Source organism: Larkinella rosea, from assembly GCF_003858635.1.
In the GTDB taxonomy this organism is placed as follows: domain Bacteria; phylum Bacteroidota; class Bacteroidia; order Cytophagales; family Spirosomataceae; genus Larkinella; species Larkinella rosea.
Window position 1 is genome coordinate 73,928 of the sequence record NZ_RQJO01000015.1, and the last position, 17,677, is coordinate 91,604.

The 17,677-nt window shown below is 49.3% G+C and carries 15 protein-coding genes; 12 read left to right on the forward strand and 3 right to left on the reverse strand.

Features of this window, described 5'->3' with window-relative positions; translation table 11 throughout:
• The first annotated feature begins 262 nt into the window (after positions 1-262).
• The 4 genes from EHT25_RS26700 (at position 263) to EHT25_RS26715 (ending at position 6,692) form a co-directional block, all read left to right on the forward strand.
• The gene (locus EHT25_RS26700; protein ID WP_124878394.1) at positions 263-907 is read left to right on the forward strand and encodes a hypothetical protein; all 645 of its coding nucleotides are present in this window, start codon (positions 263-265) and stop codon (positions 905-907) included.
• A gap of 113 nt (positions 908-1,020) precedes the next feature.
• The gene (locus EHT25_RS26705; RefSeq protein WP_124878396.1) at positions 1,021-2,013 is read left to right on the forward strand and encodes an aspartate-semialdehyde dehydrogenase; all 993 of its coding nucleotides are present in this window, start codon (positions 1,021-1,023) and stop codon (positions 2,011-2,013) included.
• 237 nt (positions 2,014-2,250) lie between these two features.
• Positions 2,251-4,956, forward strand: coding sequence for a TonB-dependent receptor (locus EHT25_RS26710; protein WP_124878398.1), 2,706 nt, complete (start codon positions 2,251-2,253; stop codon positions 4,954-4,956).
• 119 nt (positions 4,957-5,075) lie between these two features.
• Positions 5,076-6,692, forward strand: coding sequence for a M28 family metallopeptidase (locus EHT25_RS26715; RefSeq protein ID WP_124878400.1), 1,617 nt, complete (start codon positions 5,076-5,078; stop codon positions 6,690-6,692).
• Positions 6,693-6,791: 99 nt separating this feature from the next.
• Here the strand turns inward: EHT25_RS26715 and EHT25_RS26720 are convergent, their stop codons facing one another.
• Positions 6,792-7,208 carry a helix-turn-helix domain-containing protein gene (locus EHT25_RS26720; RefSeq protein WP_124878401.1) on the reverse strand — a complete coding sequence of 139 codons (417 nt, stop codon included), beginning with the start codon at positions 7,206-7,208 and terminating at the stop codon, positions 6,792-6,794.
• A gap of 647 nt (positions 7,209-7,855) precedes the next feature.
• Here EHT25_RS26720 and EHT25_RS26725 point away from each other — a divergent pair.
• On the forward strand, positions 7,856-8,899 hold the full coding sequence (locus tag EHT25_RS26725; RefSeq protein WP_124878403.1) for an NAD(P)-dependent alcohol dehydrogenase: 1,044 nt from the start codon (positions 7,856-7,858) through the stop codon (positions 8,897-8,899).
• 54 nt (positions 8,900-8,953) lie between these two features.
• Here the strand turns inward: EHT25_RS26725 and EHT25_RS26730 are convergent, their stop codons facing one another.
• Together EHT25_RS26730 and EHT25_RS26735 are read right to left on the reverse strand one after the other, a co-directional pair.
• Positions 8,954-9,670: a hypothetical protein gene (locus tag EHT25_RS26730; protein ID WP_124878405.1), complete on the reverse strand. Its 717-nt coding sequence runs from the start codon at positions 9,668-9,670 to the stop codon at positions 8,954-8,956.
• A 138-nt stretch (positions 9,671-9,808) separates the two neighbouring features.
• The gene (locus tag EHT25_RS26735) at positions 9,809-10,315 is read right to left on the reverse strand and encodes a DinB family protein (RefSeq protein ID WP_124878406.1); all 507 of its coding nucleotides are present in this window, start codon (positions 10,313-10,315) and stop codon (positions 9,809-9,811) included.
• Positions 10,316-10,592: 277 nt separating this feature from the next.
• Here EHT25_RS26735 and EHT25_RS26740 point away from each other — a divergent pair, with 277 nt between their 5' ends.
• The 7 genes from EHT25_RS26740 (at position 10,593) to EHT25_RS26770 (ending at position 17,673) form a co-directional block, all read left to right on the forward strand.
• Positions 10,593-11,945: a glutamine synthetase family protein gene (locus EHT25_RS26740; RefSeq protein WP_124878408.1), complete on the forward strand. Its 1,353-nt coding sequence runs from the start codon at positions 10,593-10,595 to the stop codon at positions 11,943-11,945.
• An 89-nt stretch (positions 11,946-12,034) separates the two neighbouring features.
• A complete protein-coding gene (locus tag EHT25_RS26745) occupies positions 12,035-13,186 on the forward strand; it encodes an iron-containing alcohol dehydrogenase (protein WP_229311802.1) in 1,152 nt (383 codons plus the stop codon).
• A gap of 60 nt (positions 13,187-13,246) precedes the next feature.
• Positions 13,247-13,957 carry a gamma-glutamyl-gamma-aminobutyrate hydrolase family protein gene (locus EHT25_RS26750; protein ID WP_124878410.1) on the forward strand — a complete coding sequence of 237 codons (711 nt, stop codon included), beginning with the start codon at positions 13,247-13,249 and terminating at the stop codon, positions 13,955-13,957.
• Between the two features lie 39 nt (positions 13,958-13,996).
• Positions 13,997-15,361, forward strand: a complete 1,365-nt coding sequence (locus EHT25_RS26755) for an aldehyde dehydrogenase family protein (RefSeq protein WP_124878412.1) — start codon at positions 13,997-13,999, stop codon at positions 15,359-15,361.
• Between the two features lie 472 nt (positions 15,362-15,833).
• The gene (locus EHT25_RS26760) at positions 15,834-17,063 is read left to right on the forward strand and encodes a site-specific integrase (protein ID WP_124878414.1); all 1,230 of its coding nucleotides are present in this window, start codon (positions 15,834-15,836) and stop codon (positions 17,061-17,063) included.
• A gap of 56 nt (positions 17,064-17,119) precedes the next feature.
• Complete coding sequence (locus EHT25_RS26765) at positions 17,120-17,389, forward strand: helix-turn-helix domain-containing protein (protein WP_124878423.1); 270 nt, start codon at positions 17,120-17,122, stop codon at positions 17,387-17,389.
• A 2-nt stretch (positions 17,390-17,391) separates the two neighbouring features.
• Positions 17,392-17,673, forward strand: a complete 282-nt coding sequence (locus tag EHT25_RS26770; RefSeq protein ID WP_124878425.1) for a hypothetical protein — start codon at positions 17,392-17,394, stop codon at positions 17,671-17,673.
• The last annotated feature ends 4 nt before the right edge of the window (positions 17,674-17,677 follow it).

Here is a 17,677-nt window from a genome sequence, read left to right on the forward strand (position 1 = left end):
TGTATTTTAAATCCAGCCCACGGATTAATCCGTGGGTCAACGAATAAGTGCCTACTAAAAGAAAACCGTTTAAACGGTTTTATGCCTGCAATCACCCCGATTGACCCCACGACTAAAGTCAAAGTCATGGGCTGGAAATTCATTTCCTGCTTACTATTTTCTATTTGATCCCAATATAATCAAATCCATTCTGCTAAAATTATAATCAACTTTTAATCATATATATGGTGTTTTTCTGTAGATTTCTTAAAAAATCTCGACGATGAAAACGCTATACGTTCTGTTACTGATGTGGCCCGTCGGAGTATGGGCGCAACAAGAGCCGCTAAAACCCATTGAAACCACTACGTATTCAGTGCCCCAATATACCCGGTACGGTTACCGACAGGGTTACACCTCCCGCTACCTATATGACGGTGTCGAAGTTCGAAGATCGACGGAACTGGGCAAATACATTCTGGCTTCCGGCGATCCCAACGCGATCAATGAATACCGGCAGTTCAAAACCGGGCGCAGCATTGGCACCACACTGATGGTGACGGGTGGAATTGCCTCCATTGTCGGACTCATCATTGCGGCCACCCCAAAAGAGACCCAAAATCTAAACGGTGTTCCGCCTGGGCTGACGTACTACAATGGCGCCTGGTACGGCAACGGGATGGTTTACCTCGGTAACCCGTACGCGAATACCGAAACGAAAAAAGAACCCAGAAAAGGCGGTATGGTTACGTTCGGGGTCGGTTTTGGCGCTGCCCTAATCGGTACATTGATCCGGACACCCGGTTTTCATTTCCGCCGTTCCATTCAGTATTACAACAAATCGTTGCAAACCAAAGACGTTTCGCTGCGGCTCGAACCGCATTGGGAATCCAGCAATTCCGGACTGGGTTTGGTCGCGCGGTTTTGATAACGAGCGAATTATCCGGAAATTTTCGAATTCTTTCCCCGTTCTCTCAGCATTTCTCCGTATTTTTGCACCCAATTTTTAAGAATACTTTCACTTAATTGATTGGTACAAAAATGAAAATTGCAGTAGTAGGCTCCACCGGCCTGGTCGGTGGCGAAATCCTGAAAGTGCTCGAAGAGCGTAACTTCCCGGTAACGGAACTGATTCCTGTCGCGTCAGAACGCTCGGTGGGTAAACAGATTACGTTCAAGGGTAAACAGGTTACGGTCGTGAGCTTTGAGGATGCTATTGCGGCCAAACCGGCTATTGCGATTTTTTCAGCGGGTGGCGGCACATCACTCAAACTGGCTCCGTTGTTTGCCGAAGCCGGGATTACGGTCGTCGATAACTCGTCGGCCTGGCGGATGGACCCGACCAAAAAACTGGTCGTGCCGGAAATCAACGCCCACACGCTGACGAAAGAAGATAAAATCATCGCCAATCCGAACTGCTCGACGATTCAGATGGTAGTCGTACTGAACCCGTTGCACAAACGGTACGGCGTGAAACGCGTCGTGGTTTCAACGTATCAATCGGTCACCGGAACCGGAAAAGCCGCCGTCGATCAGTTGTATGCCGAGCGTGCGGGCGATTATTCCAATCCGAAAGTGTATCCGCACCCCATCGACCTCAACGTGTTGCCGCACATCGACGTGTTTCTGGATAACGGCTACACGAAAGAGGAGATGAAGATGGTGAACGAAACCAAAAAAATCATGGGCGACGACACCATTCAGGTAACGGCCACAACCGTGCGGATTCCGACCATCGGCGGTCACTCCGAAGCCGTAAACATCGAGTTTGAGAACGATTTCGATGTGGCGGATGTCACGAAAATCCTGAGCGAATCGGAAAGTGTGATTGTTCAGGATGAGCCGAAAAAAAATCTGTACCCCATGCCGCTGACGGCCCACGGAAAAGATGAGGTATTTGTTGGCCGGATTCGGCGCGACGAAAGCCAGGAAAATACACTGAACCTCTGGATCGTTGCCGATAACCTGCGGAAAGGTGCCGCCACCAACGCCGTTCAGATTGCGGAGTATCTAGCCGAAAACAATTTGGTCTAACAGCCTGTTATACAATTATAAGCCTGTCGGTGTAATGCTGACAGGCTTTTTTATTTATAGCCCGATGCGTTCAAAAACCGCCCGTACGCGGCCTCAGAACTGAAAAACCGTACCTAATTCCTCTAAATTTTCGGACAAAGGACTGTAATTCCGGTTTATTCGGGAATACTGCTTTTTTATGCCATTTCGGGAAATACAAAATCATTATTCGATAGATACAATTTCTTTTTGCACACCATGAAAGAATCTGCGGTTATTTTTTTGATAAGTTGTCTGGTCGGATTCAGGTCTGAAACTGCCTTTGCACAGCAACCGGCCCCGGTTTCCAATGTCATAATGGAGGCCATCGGCCTGGAACCGGATACGACCCAGCCCGCAGCGCCGACGCGCCCGGACACCACGCTGCGGAATGTGGCTGACCGCCCGGATACCGTTCGTTCCCTGACCACGCAACCGGCCGTTCCGGCTACCACACCGACGACGTCCCCGCAAACCGATGGTACCAACGCGCCAGCGGGACGCCGGGCAACTGCAAATGGACCCGAGCCGGTGGTGGGTGCCGGAAAAATCAGCGGGAAACTGGTAGCTCCGCAGGGCGGAAAAAACCAGCCCGTCGAATTTGCCAGCATCGGCCTGTTTCGCTCGCGGGATTCGAGTTCGGTGACGGGCGCGCTGACCGATGAGAGAGGCTTTTTTCAAATGGCCAATCTGGCGCCGGATGCGTATTACCTGATGATTCAAAGCCTCGGTTTTGCGAACAAACGATTGCCGCGAATCGTGATCAGTGCCGACAAACCGACCGTCGATCTGGGCAACATTCTGATGACCGAAACCGCTAAACAGCTTCAGGAAGTGGTGGTGCAGGGGCAGAAACAGGCGTATGAATATTCGCTCGACCGCAAAATTGTGAACGTCGATCAGTTGCCGATTGCGCAGGGCGGCTCGGCCATCGATATTTTGCAAAACGTGCCGTCGGTGACGGTGGATGTGGACGGTACGCTGAGTTTGCGCGGCAGTAGCAACGTGATTGTACTGGTTGATGGAAAACCGTCGGGTTTGACCGGGTTGGATCGGCAGGCGATTCTGGACCAGATTCCGGCCAGCAGCATTGACCGGATCGAGATGATTACCAACCCGTCGTCGCGCTACGATGCCGATGGAGCCGCCGGGATTATCAATATTGTCCTGAAAAAAGAACGCGGCCCCGGTTTTAATGGCAACGTGCAGGTGAACGTCGGAACGCGGGACAAATACAATGCGTCGATCAATCTGAATTCGCGGTTCAAGAAACTGAACCTGTTCAGCAGTTATAATTTTCGGCAAAACCGGCGGTTTCAATACCGGATTTCAGAACGCCAGAATTTGTTCGAGGATTCGACGAGTTACCTGGCGCAGCGCAACGACGCCATCCGCCGGAGTGTGAACAACAACCTCCGGTTTGGCTTCGATTACGCGCTTTCGCCCCGAAATAACGTGACAGCGTCGATTCTGTACCGTCCGCAATACAGTTATGATTCGGAAGTGGAGAATTTCAATACGCTGGATGCGAATCGGATTTCATTGGGCCAAACCGTTCGGACCACCGAAGAAACCGAACCGGAACGCGGGCTGGATTACGCCTTTGGGTATCGCCGAACGTTTGACAAAAAAGGCCGGGAACTGACGTTTGACGCCACGATGTCGAACAACAAAAGCAACGAATTTCAGAACTTCAGCAACACAACGACCTTGCCCGTAAACCTGCTAACGCCCAATTTTCTGATTGGTCAGCAGCGCGCCGACAACAACCGGCAAAACCGGGTGGCGGTTTTACAACTGGATTTTACGGAGCCATTAAAAGACAAGAAAAAGCTCGAAACCGGTTTGAAACACACCTATCGCCGACTTGCTTCCGACTATGTTTTCGAGAATTTGCTGAACGAAGCCTGGACCGTCAACCCGGCCATCAGCAATAACTTTATTTACGATGAACGAACGAGCGCGGCTTATGTCAATTTTGGTGATGAAATCAAAAAAGTCAGTTATCAGGTGGGTTTACGGACGGAATACACCGCCATCGAAACCGATCAGCGAACGACGAATGTAAAAAGCCAGCGCGATTATATTTACCTGTTTCCCAGTGTTTTTCTGAACTACAACGCCAGCCAGGCGCAGAAGATGCAGATCAATTACAGCCGACGGATCAACCGGCCGTCGACCTGGTCGCTGAATCCGTTCATCGATTTGTCCGATCCGCTGAACATCCGGTTTGGGAACCCGAATCTGAACCCTGAACTGATCAATTCGTTTGAACTGAGCCATTTGCTGTACGGTAAAAACACGACGCTGACGTCTACGCTTTTCTTCCGGCAGACGAACAACGAAATCACCAATTACCGGACATTGCGCCCCGATGGAATTACGGAGCAAACGTCGCTCAACCTGAATCGTTCGCAGAACTACGGGTTAGAAATTGTGCTGAGTCAGGAAATTACGCGCTGGTGGAAAGTGAACGGTAACTTCTCGTTTTTCCAGCGAAACATTCAGGCCAGTGCCGACATTCCCGGTATTCTGACGCGTACCAACCGAAGCTGGACCACGCGCGTAACGTCCAACATGAACCCGAGAAAGGGCACCGATATTCAGGTGGCGCTCAACTACCGGTCGCCGTTCATTGTGGCGCAGGGGACCATCAAGGCCATGACCAACGTCGATCTGGGGGTTAAACAAAGCATTCTGAAAGGACGCGGAACCGTGAGCCTCCGGGTGAGTGATATTTTCAATACGATGCAGTTCCGGAACGAGAGTTTTGGCCCGAACTTCAACTCGACCAGCCGCAACAAGCGCGAAAGCCGCATCGGTTTTATCGGTTTCAGCTACCGCCTGAGCCGGGAAGTTACTCGCGAAAAGGACCGCGATCAGGAGAAAGAACGGGATGACACGCCAACCGAAAACGATTTCTAACGTATTCGCGGTCGGACGGTCGATACCGCTTTAGTCCGTGTTTTTTTACAGCTAGTTTACATTAAATTAGCGGTAATTATTGGATCAAAAACACGGACTAAAGTCCGTGGGTACGAATTATGCGCCTTCTTATCTTCTTCCTTTTTATAGGAAACTACGCTTTCGCGGCCGCCGACAGCGTTGCCATTGACGGCAAAGCGTTTACCAAACACATTCAGATTCTGGCTTCGGATGCCTTCGAAGGCCGAAAACCGTTCACGGAAGGGGAGAAGAAAACCGTTGCTTACCTGAAAGCCGAATTTCAAAAAGCCGGTTTGCAGCCGGGGAACGGGAAAAGCTATTTTCAGGACGTTCCAATGGTGAATATTGCCTCAACACCAGCGGGCCCGCTGGTGTTGAAAGGAAAAACCGGTACGGTTTCGCTGGCAAATCTGACGGATTTTGTGGCTACCTCGCCCCACGTACAGAATCAGGTCAAATTGAACGACTCGGAACTGGTGTTTGTCGGCTATGGCATTGTGGCGCCCGAATACAACTGGAACGATTACGCGGGGCTGGATGTGAAGGGTAAAACCGTAGTGGTGATGGTGAACGATCCGGGAATGATCGACAGCACCTTGTTCAAGGGGAATATCATGACGTATTACGGTCGCTGGACGTATAAATACGAAGAAGCCGCCCGGCAGGGAGCGGCTGGTGTCTTGATCGTCCATGAATCGAAAGCCGCCAGTTACGGCTGGTCGGTGATTCGGAGCAGTTTTTCGAAATCAAAAATGCACCTGCAAACGGCCGACAACAATAAATCGCGGGCGGTTTTGGAAGGCTGGATCACGCAGGATGCGGCCAAAAACCTGTTCAAACTCGCGGGCGTGTCGCCGGAATTGTTCCGGGAAGCGGGCGTTCGGGGATTCAAACCGGTTAAACTGGGCGTTACGACCTCGCTGGTGATCGACAACCAGATTACCAAATCGACCTCGCAGAATGTGCTGGCGTTACTTCCCGGTACAACGCGCCGGAACGAATACATCATTTATACGTCGCACTGGGATCATTTGGGCAAAAGCGAAGCCATCAAAGGCGATTCGATTTACAACGGTGCGTCCGACAATGCATCGGGAACGGCGGCTTTGCTGGAAATGGCGGAAGTTTTTGCCAAACTGAAAAAGAAACCGGCACGCTCCATTCTGTTTCTGGCCGTCACGGCGGAGGAGCAGGGGCTTTTGGGGAGTGAATACTACGCGACGCACCCGGTTTTTCCGCTCGACAAAACCGTTGCCAACATCAACATGGACGCATTTATTCCGCTGGGCCGCACGAAAGACGTGGTGCTGGTCGGGAAAGGGCAGTCGGATCTGGAAGATTATGCCGCAGCTATTGCGTCCAGACAGGGCCGCACGATTCGGGGCGATTTCAATCCGTCGGCGGGGAGTTATTTCCGGTCCGATCACTTCAATTTTGCCAAAGTGGGTGTTCCGGCGCTGTACCTCAAAACCGGGGTTAATTCCGTTAAAAACGGCGAAGCCTGGGGCAAAGCCCAACTCGAAGATCACAACCTAAACCGCTACCACGCACCGTCGGACGAATATTCGTCATCGTGGGATCTGTCCGGTATCATCGAAGACATGAATCTGTTGTTCGCGGTGGGGTATCAGCTGAGCAACGAATCCACCTTTCCCGGCTGGAAAACCGGTTCTGAGTTTAAGGCGATTCGGGAAAAGGGAGTCGGCAAGAAATGAGCAGGTCCTGCATGACATTATTTCAAGTCATACAGGACCCTGATCGGTAGGTACAGATTGTTGGGTTACACTAATTTTTGAAGATTAAAATTTGAGCGGCTAAATGTCGGTGGCCCCTAGTTTTTTTACAAATCGACGCAATGTATGCTGACTGACGGGCGTGGGAATTCGCTTATTAACGTGTTCCAAAACCTGGTAATAATTCCCGGAGTACATCTGAAAAGCCTGTTTTACCTCCTTTACATGGTCCCGGCTCAATAAACTCAATTTGGGTTTCAGGCCACGACCCGGTTTATCCATAAGTGCTTCAAGACCTCCTTCGTTCCAGCGGTTCATCCAGTTGTAAATACTGCGCCGATCCACATTGAACATTTGCATAAGATCATTGACCAGCATACCCTGGAAACTGTAGAGAATACACTGGCATCGCCGTCTAAGTGCCTCATTTTTACTGGTATTAATTACATGGCGAAGCTCCTGCATTTCTTCAGGTGTTAGTGTTTTAATATTTCTCATCGTTTTCAAATTTGGGCAACCAGACTACGGATAAGGGATACGATAAATTCAGATTTATAAATCTGATTCCTTAGCATAATCGTTTGCTGTACACGTTTCGGTTACAAAGATACTAGTGCAAAATAAGGTGATAAACAGTACGTTACAACTAACCGTTAGTTTTTATCGGAAAGATTATATCCTGGTAAAAATGAAAGTCTTTATACTTATTTAGAATGAATTGAAGCAACAGGGGCGTTTTTATAAAATTTTAATAATGCATTATTTTTTATTTAAAAAACTGAAAAGTGATTTAACTATTACAAGATTGAGCTTCGGTTATTAGATTATTCGTGTATATAGTTGGTTACTTAAATACTAATAGAAATGATCATAAATGAGTTCTTTTTTAATAAGCGTTTCCATACCAAATAATCACTTCTAAAAATAATCCCAAAAAACCGTTTAGATAGGTAACAAAATCGGATTCTCCCTGGATTATGCTCTATTGCAACGAATTAAATACGCATCCCGTCCAATAAACCGGGGTGGTGTTGAAACCAATTCGGGAGAAAGAGGTTGAAAAGAACGAATGGCCTTATATTCGTAGGCCAATTGGTTACGGTTAAATGACCTGCTTTTAACGACCTAATTTATTCATCCATTTTATGATTGCAGCGAAAGGCTACGCGGCACAGGATGCCCATTCAAATTTAGCGCCGTTTCAGTTCGAACGGCGGGAGGTTAAACCGCATGATGTTCAGTTCGACATTCTCTATTGCGGAGTTTGTCACTCGGATTTGCACCAGATTCGCGACGAATGGGGCGGGTCGATTTTTCCGATGGTGCCAGGCCACGAAATTGTGGGGCGGGTGACACGGGTCGGCTCCCACGTGACCAAATTCAACGTAGGCGATCTGGCCGGGGTGGGTTGTATGGTCGATTCGTGCCGCCAGTGCGAAAACTGCCGGGAAGGCCTGGAGCAATATTGCCTGAACGGGAATTCGCAAACCTACAACGGCCGGGAGCAGGACGGTAAAACGCCCACCTACGGCGGTTATTCCAACCTGATTGTGGTTCACGAGGATTTTGCGCTGCACATTTCCGAAACGCTGGATCTGGCCGCCGTGGCTCCGTTGCTGTGCGCCGGAATCACGACGTATTCGCCCCTGCGGCATTGGAAAGTGGGTAAAGGCCATAAAGTTGCCGTGTTGGGCCTGGGCGGTTTGGGACACATGGCGGTCAAATTTGCCGTTGCGTTCGGGGCCGAAGTAACCATGCTGAGCACGTCGCCCTCCAAGGAAGAGGACGCCAAACGGCTGGGTGCTCATCACTTTGTGCTGACCAGCGACCGCGATCAGGTTAGAGCAGTCAAAGGCTCTTTCGATTTTATCATCGACACGGTTTCGGCTCCGCACGATTACAATCTGTACCTGTCGTTACTCAGAACCAACGGCGTACACATTTGCGTGGGTGCGCCCCCAACGCCGGCCGAAATCCGGGGTTTCAGCCTGATTGGTGGCCGGAAGAGTATTGCCGGTTCGGGAATCGGCGGGATTCCCGAAACCCAGGAAATGCTGGATTTCTGCGCCGAACACCACATCGTTTCGGACATTGAATTGATTGATATCAAAGACATTCACACGGCGTACGATCGGATGCTGCAAGGCGATGTCCGTTACCGGTTTGTCATTGATATGAAGTCGTTGTAACTGAAAAACCGTCAATCGTTCCGGTTGATTGACGGTTTTTCTTTCGTTCCCGTTCTATTTGGTTGGCAGTTTTTGCAATTTTTGGAGTGTTTCGGGGAGTAGTTTGCCAGTTTCGGTCACTTCCCAAACGCCTTCCTGAACGACGTGTTGCTGTTGGTAGTACGTCAATTCATCGGCGGTTTCGCCGTGGTTGATTTTCTTGTCGGACACCAACTGAAAAAGGCTGTTCATGCTCGCCAGATCCAGAATAATCGGTTGCGGGTCGTAGCTATCGCCGTGAGACGCTTCGTGCCGATCGGAATTTAGGCAATACGTCCCCAGCCGAACGCGGGTGGTGGCTTTTGCGGGAAGTTCAAACTGTACCGGTTTGACTTCCAGCCCATTCTGCACCGTTAAATCATCCGAAATCCAGACCAATCCTGCCGGGAATTCGACCTTAATGGGGTTCGCCGTGCCGTTGGCCAAATCGAGGCAAAACCGGACAAGTTCGCCACTGCCCAGCATTTTTGAAAGGCTCAGATCTTCCTGCCGCATCGTCGGCCGACCGACGACCGTTACGCCCGGAGGAAAGGAAAAAAGCTTGCCACCCGGTTTTTGTTTGGACGTTCCCAAACCGGGCGCGGCCGATTTGGCCGGTACCGTCGGATCCGTTTGCGTTGGAGTTTTGCCCGGATCGCCCGGTTGGGATTGCGGCAGTGGTTCCGGGTTAGCCGATTTACAGGCACTCAGAAACAGGCACAAACCCAAAAAATAAATAAAAAATGATTTCATGTCAGGTGTTCATCAGAGTTGTTGCCCAAAATTGGCGGACAATACCCCGTAAACCATGCCTAACCTGACTGAATTGACCAAAACCCGTAGTCAACGGGTACTGAAACTGATTAAATTGAAAATCGCTACTCCGGCGTTTTAAAGCAGAAATACGAGTTGACCCAGGTGATAGCTCTGGTGGTTGGTTCGGTTGATGAGCACGTTGAGTTTATTCCGGATCGGATCTCTGGCGAAATCTTCGTCGGTCACGGCGGTGTGTTTGGCAAACCAGTCTTCGGGTTGTAATGCCTCAATATGTTGGCTGAGCGTTGCATTCAACGTATGCCAGTAACTCCTCAATTCACTGACCGTAGGAAATTCAATCCCGGATTTGTCGGGTGTCGTGATAAAACCGGTCGCTAATTGCGGGTATAGTTTGTCTCCAAAACCGAGGAGCGGCAGCATTCCGTCGTTTACCGCAATCAAATGGCCCAGCAGATAAATACCCCGGTTTCGGCCCGGTGCCACTTCCGCTAATAGCGCTTCATCGGAAAGTTTATCGAGGAGGGTAGTAATGCGTTTGGTCTGCGTATCCCAGGCCGCAATGGCCATTTTAACAAATACTTCTTCGGACGGAATCGCAGGCGTTTTCAATTGATTTTCCATAGTAAATTTCGTTTAAAACCGGGGTTGTAAACAGGTGAAGTAATTTTAAGCAGCGGAAGTTCCGTTCATCCACAAACGAACGTATTCTGGAAAATGATTTGCTGGACGCTACTTTTGCCCGGAACAATTCGCTACTTGTATGTAGTTGGTTTGCAAAGGATTATGCCGGGTATCGCATTGGTAGGGCTGTTGACCGTAAATGTTTAGAATACCGAGTTGGCGATTAGCTTCTTTTGCATTCCTGCATTTTGTTATTTGCGATTTAAACTGGTATAAAATGACCGTACAACAAGCATTGGCAAAGCTGGGCCAGCTGAATGCGCAGAAAGTAAAGCTGGCTGTGACCGACATTGATGGCATCCTGCGGGGCAAAGTGGTCAGCTTTGAAAAATTTGCCTCCATTGCCGAAAAAGGGTTTGGCTTTTGTGATGTGGTATTTGGCTGGGATAGCGGTGATACCGCTTACGATAATGCCACCTACACCGGCTGGCATACCGGCTACCCCGATGCACAGGCCAAAATAGACCTTACGACCTTCCGGCAAATTCCCTGGGAGCAGGATATGCCTTTTTTCCTCGCCGGTTTCAGCGATGAAAAAGGCGCCGATCTGCCCGTTTGTCCCCGGAGTTTATTGAAAAAAATAATTGCCGAGGCTGAAGCTGCCGGTTTTCTGCCTTTTTTTTCCGAAGAGTTTGAATGGTTCAATTTCAAGGCCGACAATGGTGGCGAAAAAGACATGCACGGCCATGTACCGCTGACCAGTGGGATGTTTGGCTATTCGGTGCTGAGAGCATCGCAAAACAGCGCTTTCTTCAACGACCTGTTTGATTTGCTGAAAAAGTTTAACGTGCCGCTCGAAGGCATCCATACCGAAACCGGACCCGGCGTGTACGAAGCCGCCATTACCTACAGCACGGCGCTGGAAGCTGCCGACCGGGCCGTCCTGTTTAAGAGCAGTGTCAAAGAAATTGGCCACCGGCATGGGGTAATTCCCACTTTTATGGCCAAATACCACGAAAGTCTACCCGGCTGCAGCGGCCACGTACACCAGAGCCTTTGGGACGCTGAGGGCAAGAAAAACCGGTTTTACGATGCTTCGAAGCCCGATGCCATCAGTGAAACCATGCAGCAATACATAGCCGGACAGCTGCATTGCCTGCCGTATATCCTGCCCATGGTTGCGCCTACCATCAACAGCTACAAGCGGCTGGTCGAAGGTGCCTGGGCACCAACCACGCTGACCTGGGCGGTGGATAATCGCACGGTGGCTTTACGAGCCCTGCCTGGAAGCAGCACTGCTACCCGCCTGGAAACCAGGGTGGTGGGCAGCGATGTAAACCCCTACCTGGCCATTGCGGCCTGTCTGGCGGCTGGGTTGTACGGTATCAAGAACAAACTGCCGCTCACCGTGGCTGCCACCAAAGGCAATGGTTACACCAATTTGGACAACGGTATTTTGCCCGGCAATCTGGCGGCTGCTACCAGCGCCATGAAACAGTCGCCCCTTTCCCGGGAATTGTTTGGCGATGAATTTGTCAATCACTTTGTAGCCACCCGGGAATGGGAATGCCGCCAATACGCCAAAGCCGTTACCGACTGGGAGGTAAAGCGGTATTTTGAAATCATATGAGGTCAACGTAAATTTCAATCCAATACTGGCCTGAACGTAAGTTTCTGTTCAATTTTGCACTCCATCGTTTTCAACTTGTACTACATTCCATGATTGATTTCTCCACCATCCGTCAGTTTAATTTTCCAACCGTTATCCGCTTTGGGGCGGGTGTTATCAACGAATTGCCCGACCATCTTCTTTCGCATGGCTTTACAAAACCACTGCTGGTGACCGATCCCACCATTGCCGGGCTGGATTTTTTCAAAAAAATAGTAGCCTTGCTGGAAACAAAAAACCTATCGGTTGAGGTGTTCAGCGATATTCATAAAAACCCGATCAAGCAGGATGTTCTGAAGGGTGGCGACGCCTTTGCTGCGGCCGAACGGGACTGCATTGTGGGCATTGGGGGTGGCGCTGCGCTGGATGTGGCCCGTGCGATTGTGCTGCGCATTCACCACCGCCGGGATCTGTTTGACTACGACGACCTGATTGGTGGCGATAAATACGTAACCGAAGACGTACCCTACTTTATCACCGTACCGACGACCAGCGGTACCGGCAGCGAGGTGGGCCGCAGTGCCATCATTGCCGACGATGTTACCCACCAGAAAAAAATACTGTTTTCGCCGAAATTAATGGCTAAAATCGTGTTTGCCGACCCCATGCTGACCATGGAACTGCCGCCTTTTATAACGGCCGCTACCGGTATGGATGCACTGACGCACAATCTCGAAGCCTTTCTGGTCAACAGCTTTCACCCCATGTGCGATGGCATTGCGCTGGAAGGCATTCGGCTGATCAACGAATCGATCGAAAAGGCAGTACACCGGCCCGATCTGGAAAGCCGCAGCAAAATGCTGATGGCTTCGATGATGGGGGCGGTGGCTTTTCAGAAAGGGCTGGGCGTGGTCCACTCGCTGGCCCATCCCATGAGCAGTCTGCTGGATACCCACCACGGTTTGGCGAATGCCGTAAATCTGCCGTATGGCATGCGCTTTAACAGCAGCGTCAGCAACGACAAATTTGTGAAAATAGCGCACGCCATGAACCTGAACGACACCCGTGCCGAAGCGGTAGTCAACCATTTGTTCGAGTTGAACAATACGCTGAAACTACCGCTGAAGCTTTCGGACGTAGGCGTAAAGGCAGAGCACCTTGACACCCTGAGCGAGCTGGCACTGGCCGACTTTTGCCACCCTTCCAACCCCCGCCCCGTCAGCAAAGAAGACTTTAGGGCATTGTATGAAGAGGCCTTGTAAAAGCCGCGCAAACAACCCCTCGATAGCCGTAAAACAGCCTCGTGAATACGATCCGCTACCATGAAATTGGCACTTACCTATACCGGACATCCGCATAAGCATGTTAATTACTGTACCTGGCTGCAGCAGCACGACCAAACAATCGAAATTGTTACCCTGAGTTCGGAAAACAACAACCTGGATTTGCTGGATGCATGCAGTGGACTGGTAGTATCAGGTGGAGTCGATATAGCACCAACGGCCTATCATATGGACGCCAATTATGCCGAACGCCCCGAGGTTTTTGAGCCCGAAAGGGATGCCTTTGAAACCGCTGCCTTTTACCGGGCCCAGCAGCGGCAACTGCCCGTGCTGGGGATTTGCCGGGGGTTGCAGTTGATCAACTGTATTTTAGGCGGCACCTTGCGGCAAGACCTTGCTGCCGCCAATGTTATCCACAAGGCCGTGGTGCATCCGCAAACCCACCGGCAATTTGATAAGGTCCACGGACTACATATTAATCCCGATACGTACCTGCATCAGCTTACCGGCCACGATCGGGCGGTGGTAAACAGTGCACACCACCAATGTGCAGATGTAATTGCCGATGAGCTGATGGTTACCTGCTTTTCCGACGATGGTGTACCGGAAGGGCTGGAATGGAAACACAAAACAAACCGGCCATTTTTGCTTTGTGTGCAGTGGCATCCCGAGCGGATGTACGAGTTTGACCTGCAACAAGCACCGCTATCGCTGGGGTTACGGGACCTTTTTATTCAACAATGCCAATAGGGAGAAAAGTACTCATTCACAATTCATTCATACAAAGAAATGGACATCATCAATCCCGCTACAGGAGCCTTAATGACCACCGTACAGGAAGATAACGCTGCTGCGATAAAGGAAAAGTACGTGAGCCTGAAAAAAGGGCAGCCAGCCTGGGCGGCCAAAACCGTAGCCGAGCGGGTCGCCATCATTGAAACGTTTTACCAACTGCTGGATGCCGAAAAGGATGAACTGGCGCAAACCCTGACGGCTGAAATGGGAAAACCGCTGCAGCAATCGTACAATGAAATAAACGGTGCCCGGGCCCGCATCCTTTTTTTTATAACCAACTCCGAAAAATACCTGGCCGAAGAATGGATCACCACCGAAGGCGGCACGCAGGAAAAAATAAGCTACGACCCCCTGGGCGTAATCGCCAATATTTCGGCCTGGAACTATCCTTACCTGGTGGGAACCAATGTATTTGTACCGGCGCTGATTGCCGGTAATGCCGTGCTGTACAAGCCATCGGAATATACCCTGCTGACCGGTCTGCACATCCAGCGGCTGCTCTACAAGGCTGGTGTGCCACCACAGGCATTTGACGTAGCCATTGGGGCTGCCGCTGCCGGTGAAGCCATTCTGGAATTGCCGCTCAATGGCTATTTTTTCACCGGCAGCTACAATACCGGTAAATACATTGCTCAAAAAGTGGCTCACAAGCTGGTGCCCTGTCAGTTGGAGTTGGGTGGCAAAGACCCCCTCTACATCGCGGACGATATTGCCGACATTAGCGGGGTAGCTGCCGGTACAGCCGATGGCGCTTTTTACAACAATGGCCAAAGCTGCTGCAGTGTAGAACGGATTTATGTGCACGAAACTATCTACGACCAGTATGTGCAGGCTTTTGTAAAGGAGGTAAAAAGCTGGAAAACCGGCTTGCCTACCGACGAAGGCGTGTACATAGGCGCCCTCACCCGGCCTGCTCAAATCACCGTGCTGGAGCAGCAGATAGAAGATGCCCTCGCCAAAGGCGCTGAACTGGCTACGGGTGGCAAACGAATCAATCGGGAGGGTAACTATTTTGAACCTACGGTGCTGCTCAATGTAACCAACCAGATGGACCTGATGCAGGAAGAATCGTTCGGGCCCATTATTGGCATTATGAAAGTAAGCAGCGACGAAGAAGCCATCGAGCTGATGAACGATACAAGCTACGGGCTTACGGCCGGTGTATTTACCAGCAACCAGCCACGGGCCGAAGCCATTTTACAGCAAATTAACTCAGGCACCGCCTACTGGAACTGCTGCGACCGGGTATCGGCCGCCTTGCCTTGGAGTGGCCGCCAGCATTCGGGATTGGGAACAACCCTATCGCACCTGGGAATCCGGGCCTTTGCACAGCCGAAAGGCTGGCACCTGCGCCGATAGTAGGCTACCAACTTTTCTTCAGAAAGGCCGTCAACGAATCATTAGGCAAGATCTGCCCGTCGTCAAATAAAATAAGGCATAACCAGGGTGATTTAGGGGAGCGGGGTCACCTGTGCGATTACTGAATTTTTTAAACCCACTTTGTCCACTTTTATTTGACGACGTACAGTATCCCAACAAAAAATCTTTCAGTCCTTGATTTAGAGCAGGCTATTACTCGCCACAATTTTTTCACCCATATAATGAAACCGGGTGTTGTATCAATGAAAAAGGTAACTACAATTTTAAAGTAGTGATAGGTGAAATTGAACCACCGACACAAGGATTTTCAGTTCTAATGATACTGGTTTGATATGGTTCAATATGAAGTCAAATGTCTGAATATCAATAATTTGTAAATCATATCGCGACGCCAGAAACCAAGTAAAACCGCAGTTTGTTGTACCTATGTTGTACCAACTTTGGAGGTTAAATGGCTGAATTTAAGCTCGTTCTACGTAAGAAGCCGAATAGGGAAGGTAAGCTTCCACTTACGCTACGCATTACCAAAGATAGGAAATCTTCGTTTATTCATCTTGGGTATCATCTTCACGAAGATGAATGGGATGATAAAAACCAGCGTGTCAAGAAGTCTCATCCCAACAGTGCGCGGCTCAACAACCTTATCCGTAAAAAGTTATCTGAAGCTAACGACCATTCAATTGAGCTTGAGACACAAAAGTCCTATGTCTCAGCAACAGCTGTTAAACAAAAAGTCAAACCAGCCGCTGGAAGTACATTTTTTGCGCAGGCTGAGGTCTGGCAACAACGTTTGAAAGAGGCTGGTAAATACAATCAGTACACTGCCGACAAGCCGCGCATCAAGCACTTTAAAGAGTTCCTGAAACAGGATATTGCCTTTGCTGACATTACGGTTGCCATGCTAGAACGGTTTAAGGCTTATCTCCAAACGAAACACGGTCATTCCGAGAGATCCGCTGTCAATCACATTGTGATGATCCGGTCAGTTTTTAGCCATGCCATCAAGGAAGAGGTGATTGATCCAAAGTATTACCCGTTTGGGAAGGGTAAGATGAAAATCAAATTTCCTGAATCTAGCAAGATTGGCCTGACCCAAGACGAAATTACACGATTAGAAAACGTTCCCTTGGAAGGCACGCTCGATCACGTCCGTAATCTTTGGCTATTCTCTTATTACTTCGCTGGTATGCGTATAAGCGACCTTTTACGCCTGAAATGGAGCGATTTCCAGGATGATCGGCTACATTATGAAATGGGTAAGAACAGTAAAAGCGGTTCTCTTAAAATACCGGATAAAGCAGTCAAGATTATTAAACATTATAAGACGTTCCAGCAAAACAAGGACGATATGGTGTTCCCAGAGTTAAAGGGCGTTGACCTAAGTGACAAGTTTATCACTCAGCGTACAATCGCTTTTAAAACCAGTGCTATCGACAAGCAACTTAAAACGCAGGTAGCAACAGCTGCAAAAATCGAGAAGAAATTGACCATGCACTTGGCACGTCATTCTTTTGCCCAAGTTGCTAGTGATAAAATACCCGTGCAAATTTTGCAAAAGCTCTATCGGCATAGCAGCATTTTGACGACAATGGGCTACCAGTCTAACTTTACCACTCAGCAAACCGACGACGCACTTGATGCTGTTTTGAACATGGAGCAGAAGCCTAAGCTGGAAAAATAGTAACTCTATCGTTTTCAGTGCTTTGTATGTTTAGTGCTTATTTCCGGTAAAACATAATGGAAGTTATCTGTCTACACGATGAGGCCTTTTATATTCTGATTGAGCAGGTTGTTGCTCGGATAAAAGAGAAAAATGGTCAACAAAAAGAGAAATGGGTGTCCGATGAAGAAGCTATGAAGCTTCTTAACATCAAATCTAAGACAACATTACAGAAACTGCGTGACGAAGGAAAAATTCGATTTTCCCAACCGCAAAAGAAAATCATTCTCTATGATCGGGATTCAATCAACAGCTATCTTGAACAGAACTCTAGAAACACATTTTGAGGATGGAAAAAGAGGATAAAGTTGATTCAGTTTACCTTAAGGGATTTAATGAGGGTTATATAATTGCTCAGAATATGCCAGAGTTAGCTGAGGTCTTAGCAAATGTTAAGAGCGACAGTATGCGGCTTAATGGCCTTAAAGCTGGCCGTGAACAATATAATAAAGAACAGATTGAGCAACTTAAGACCCATCTGCCTAGCTGGTTAAAAGGTGATCGTTTAACTAAAGGCCAAGATTCTACGGCCAAATCGAAAGATCGCGATAACGAGTTAGACAAAGACTGACCCT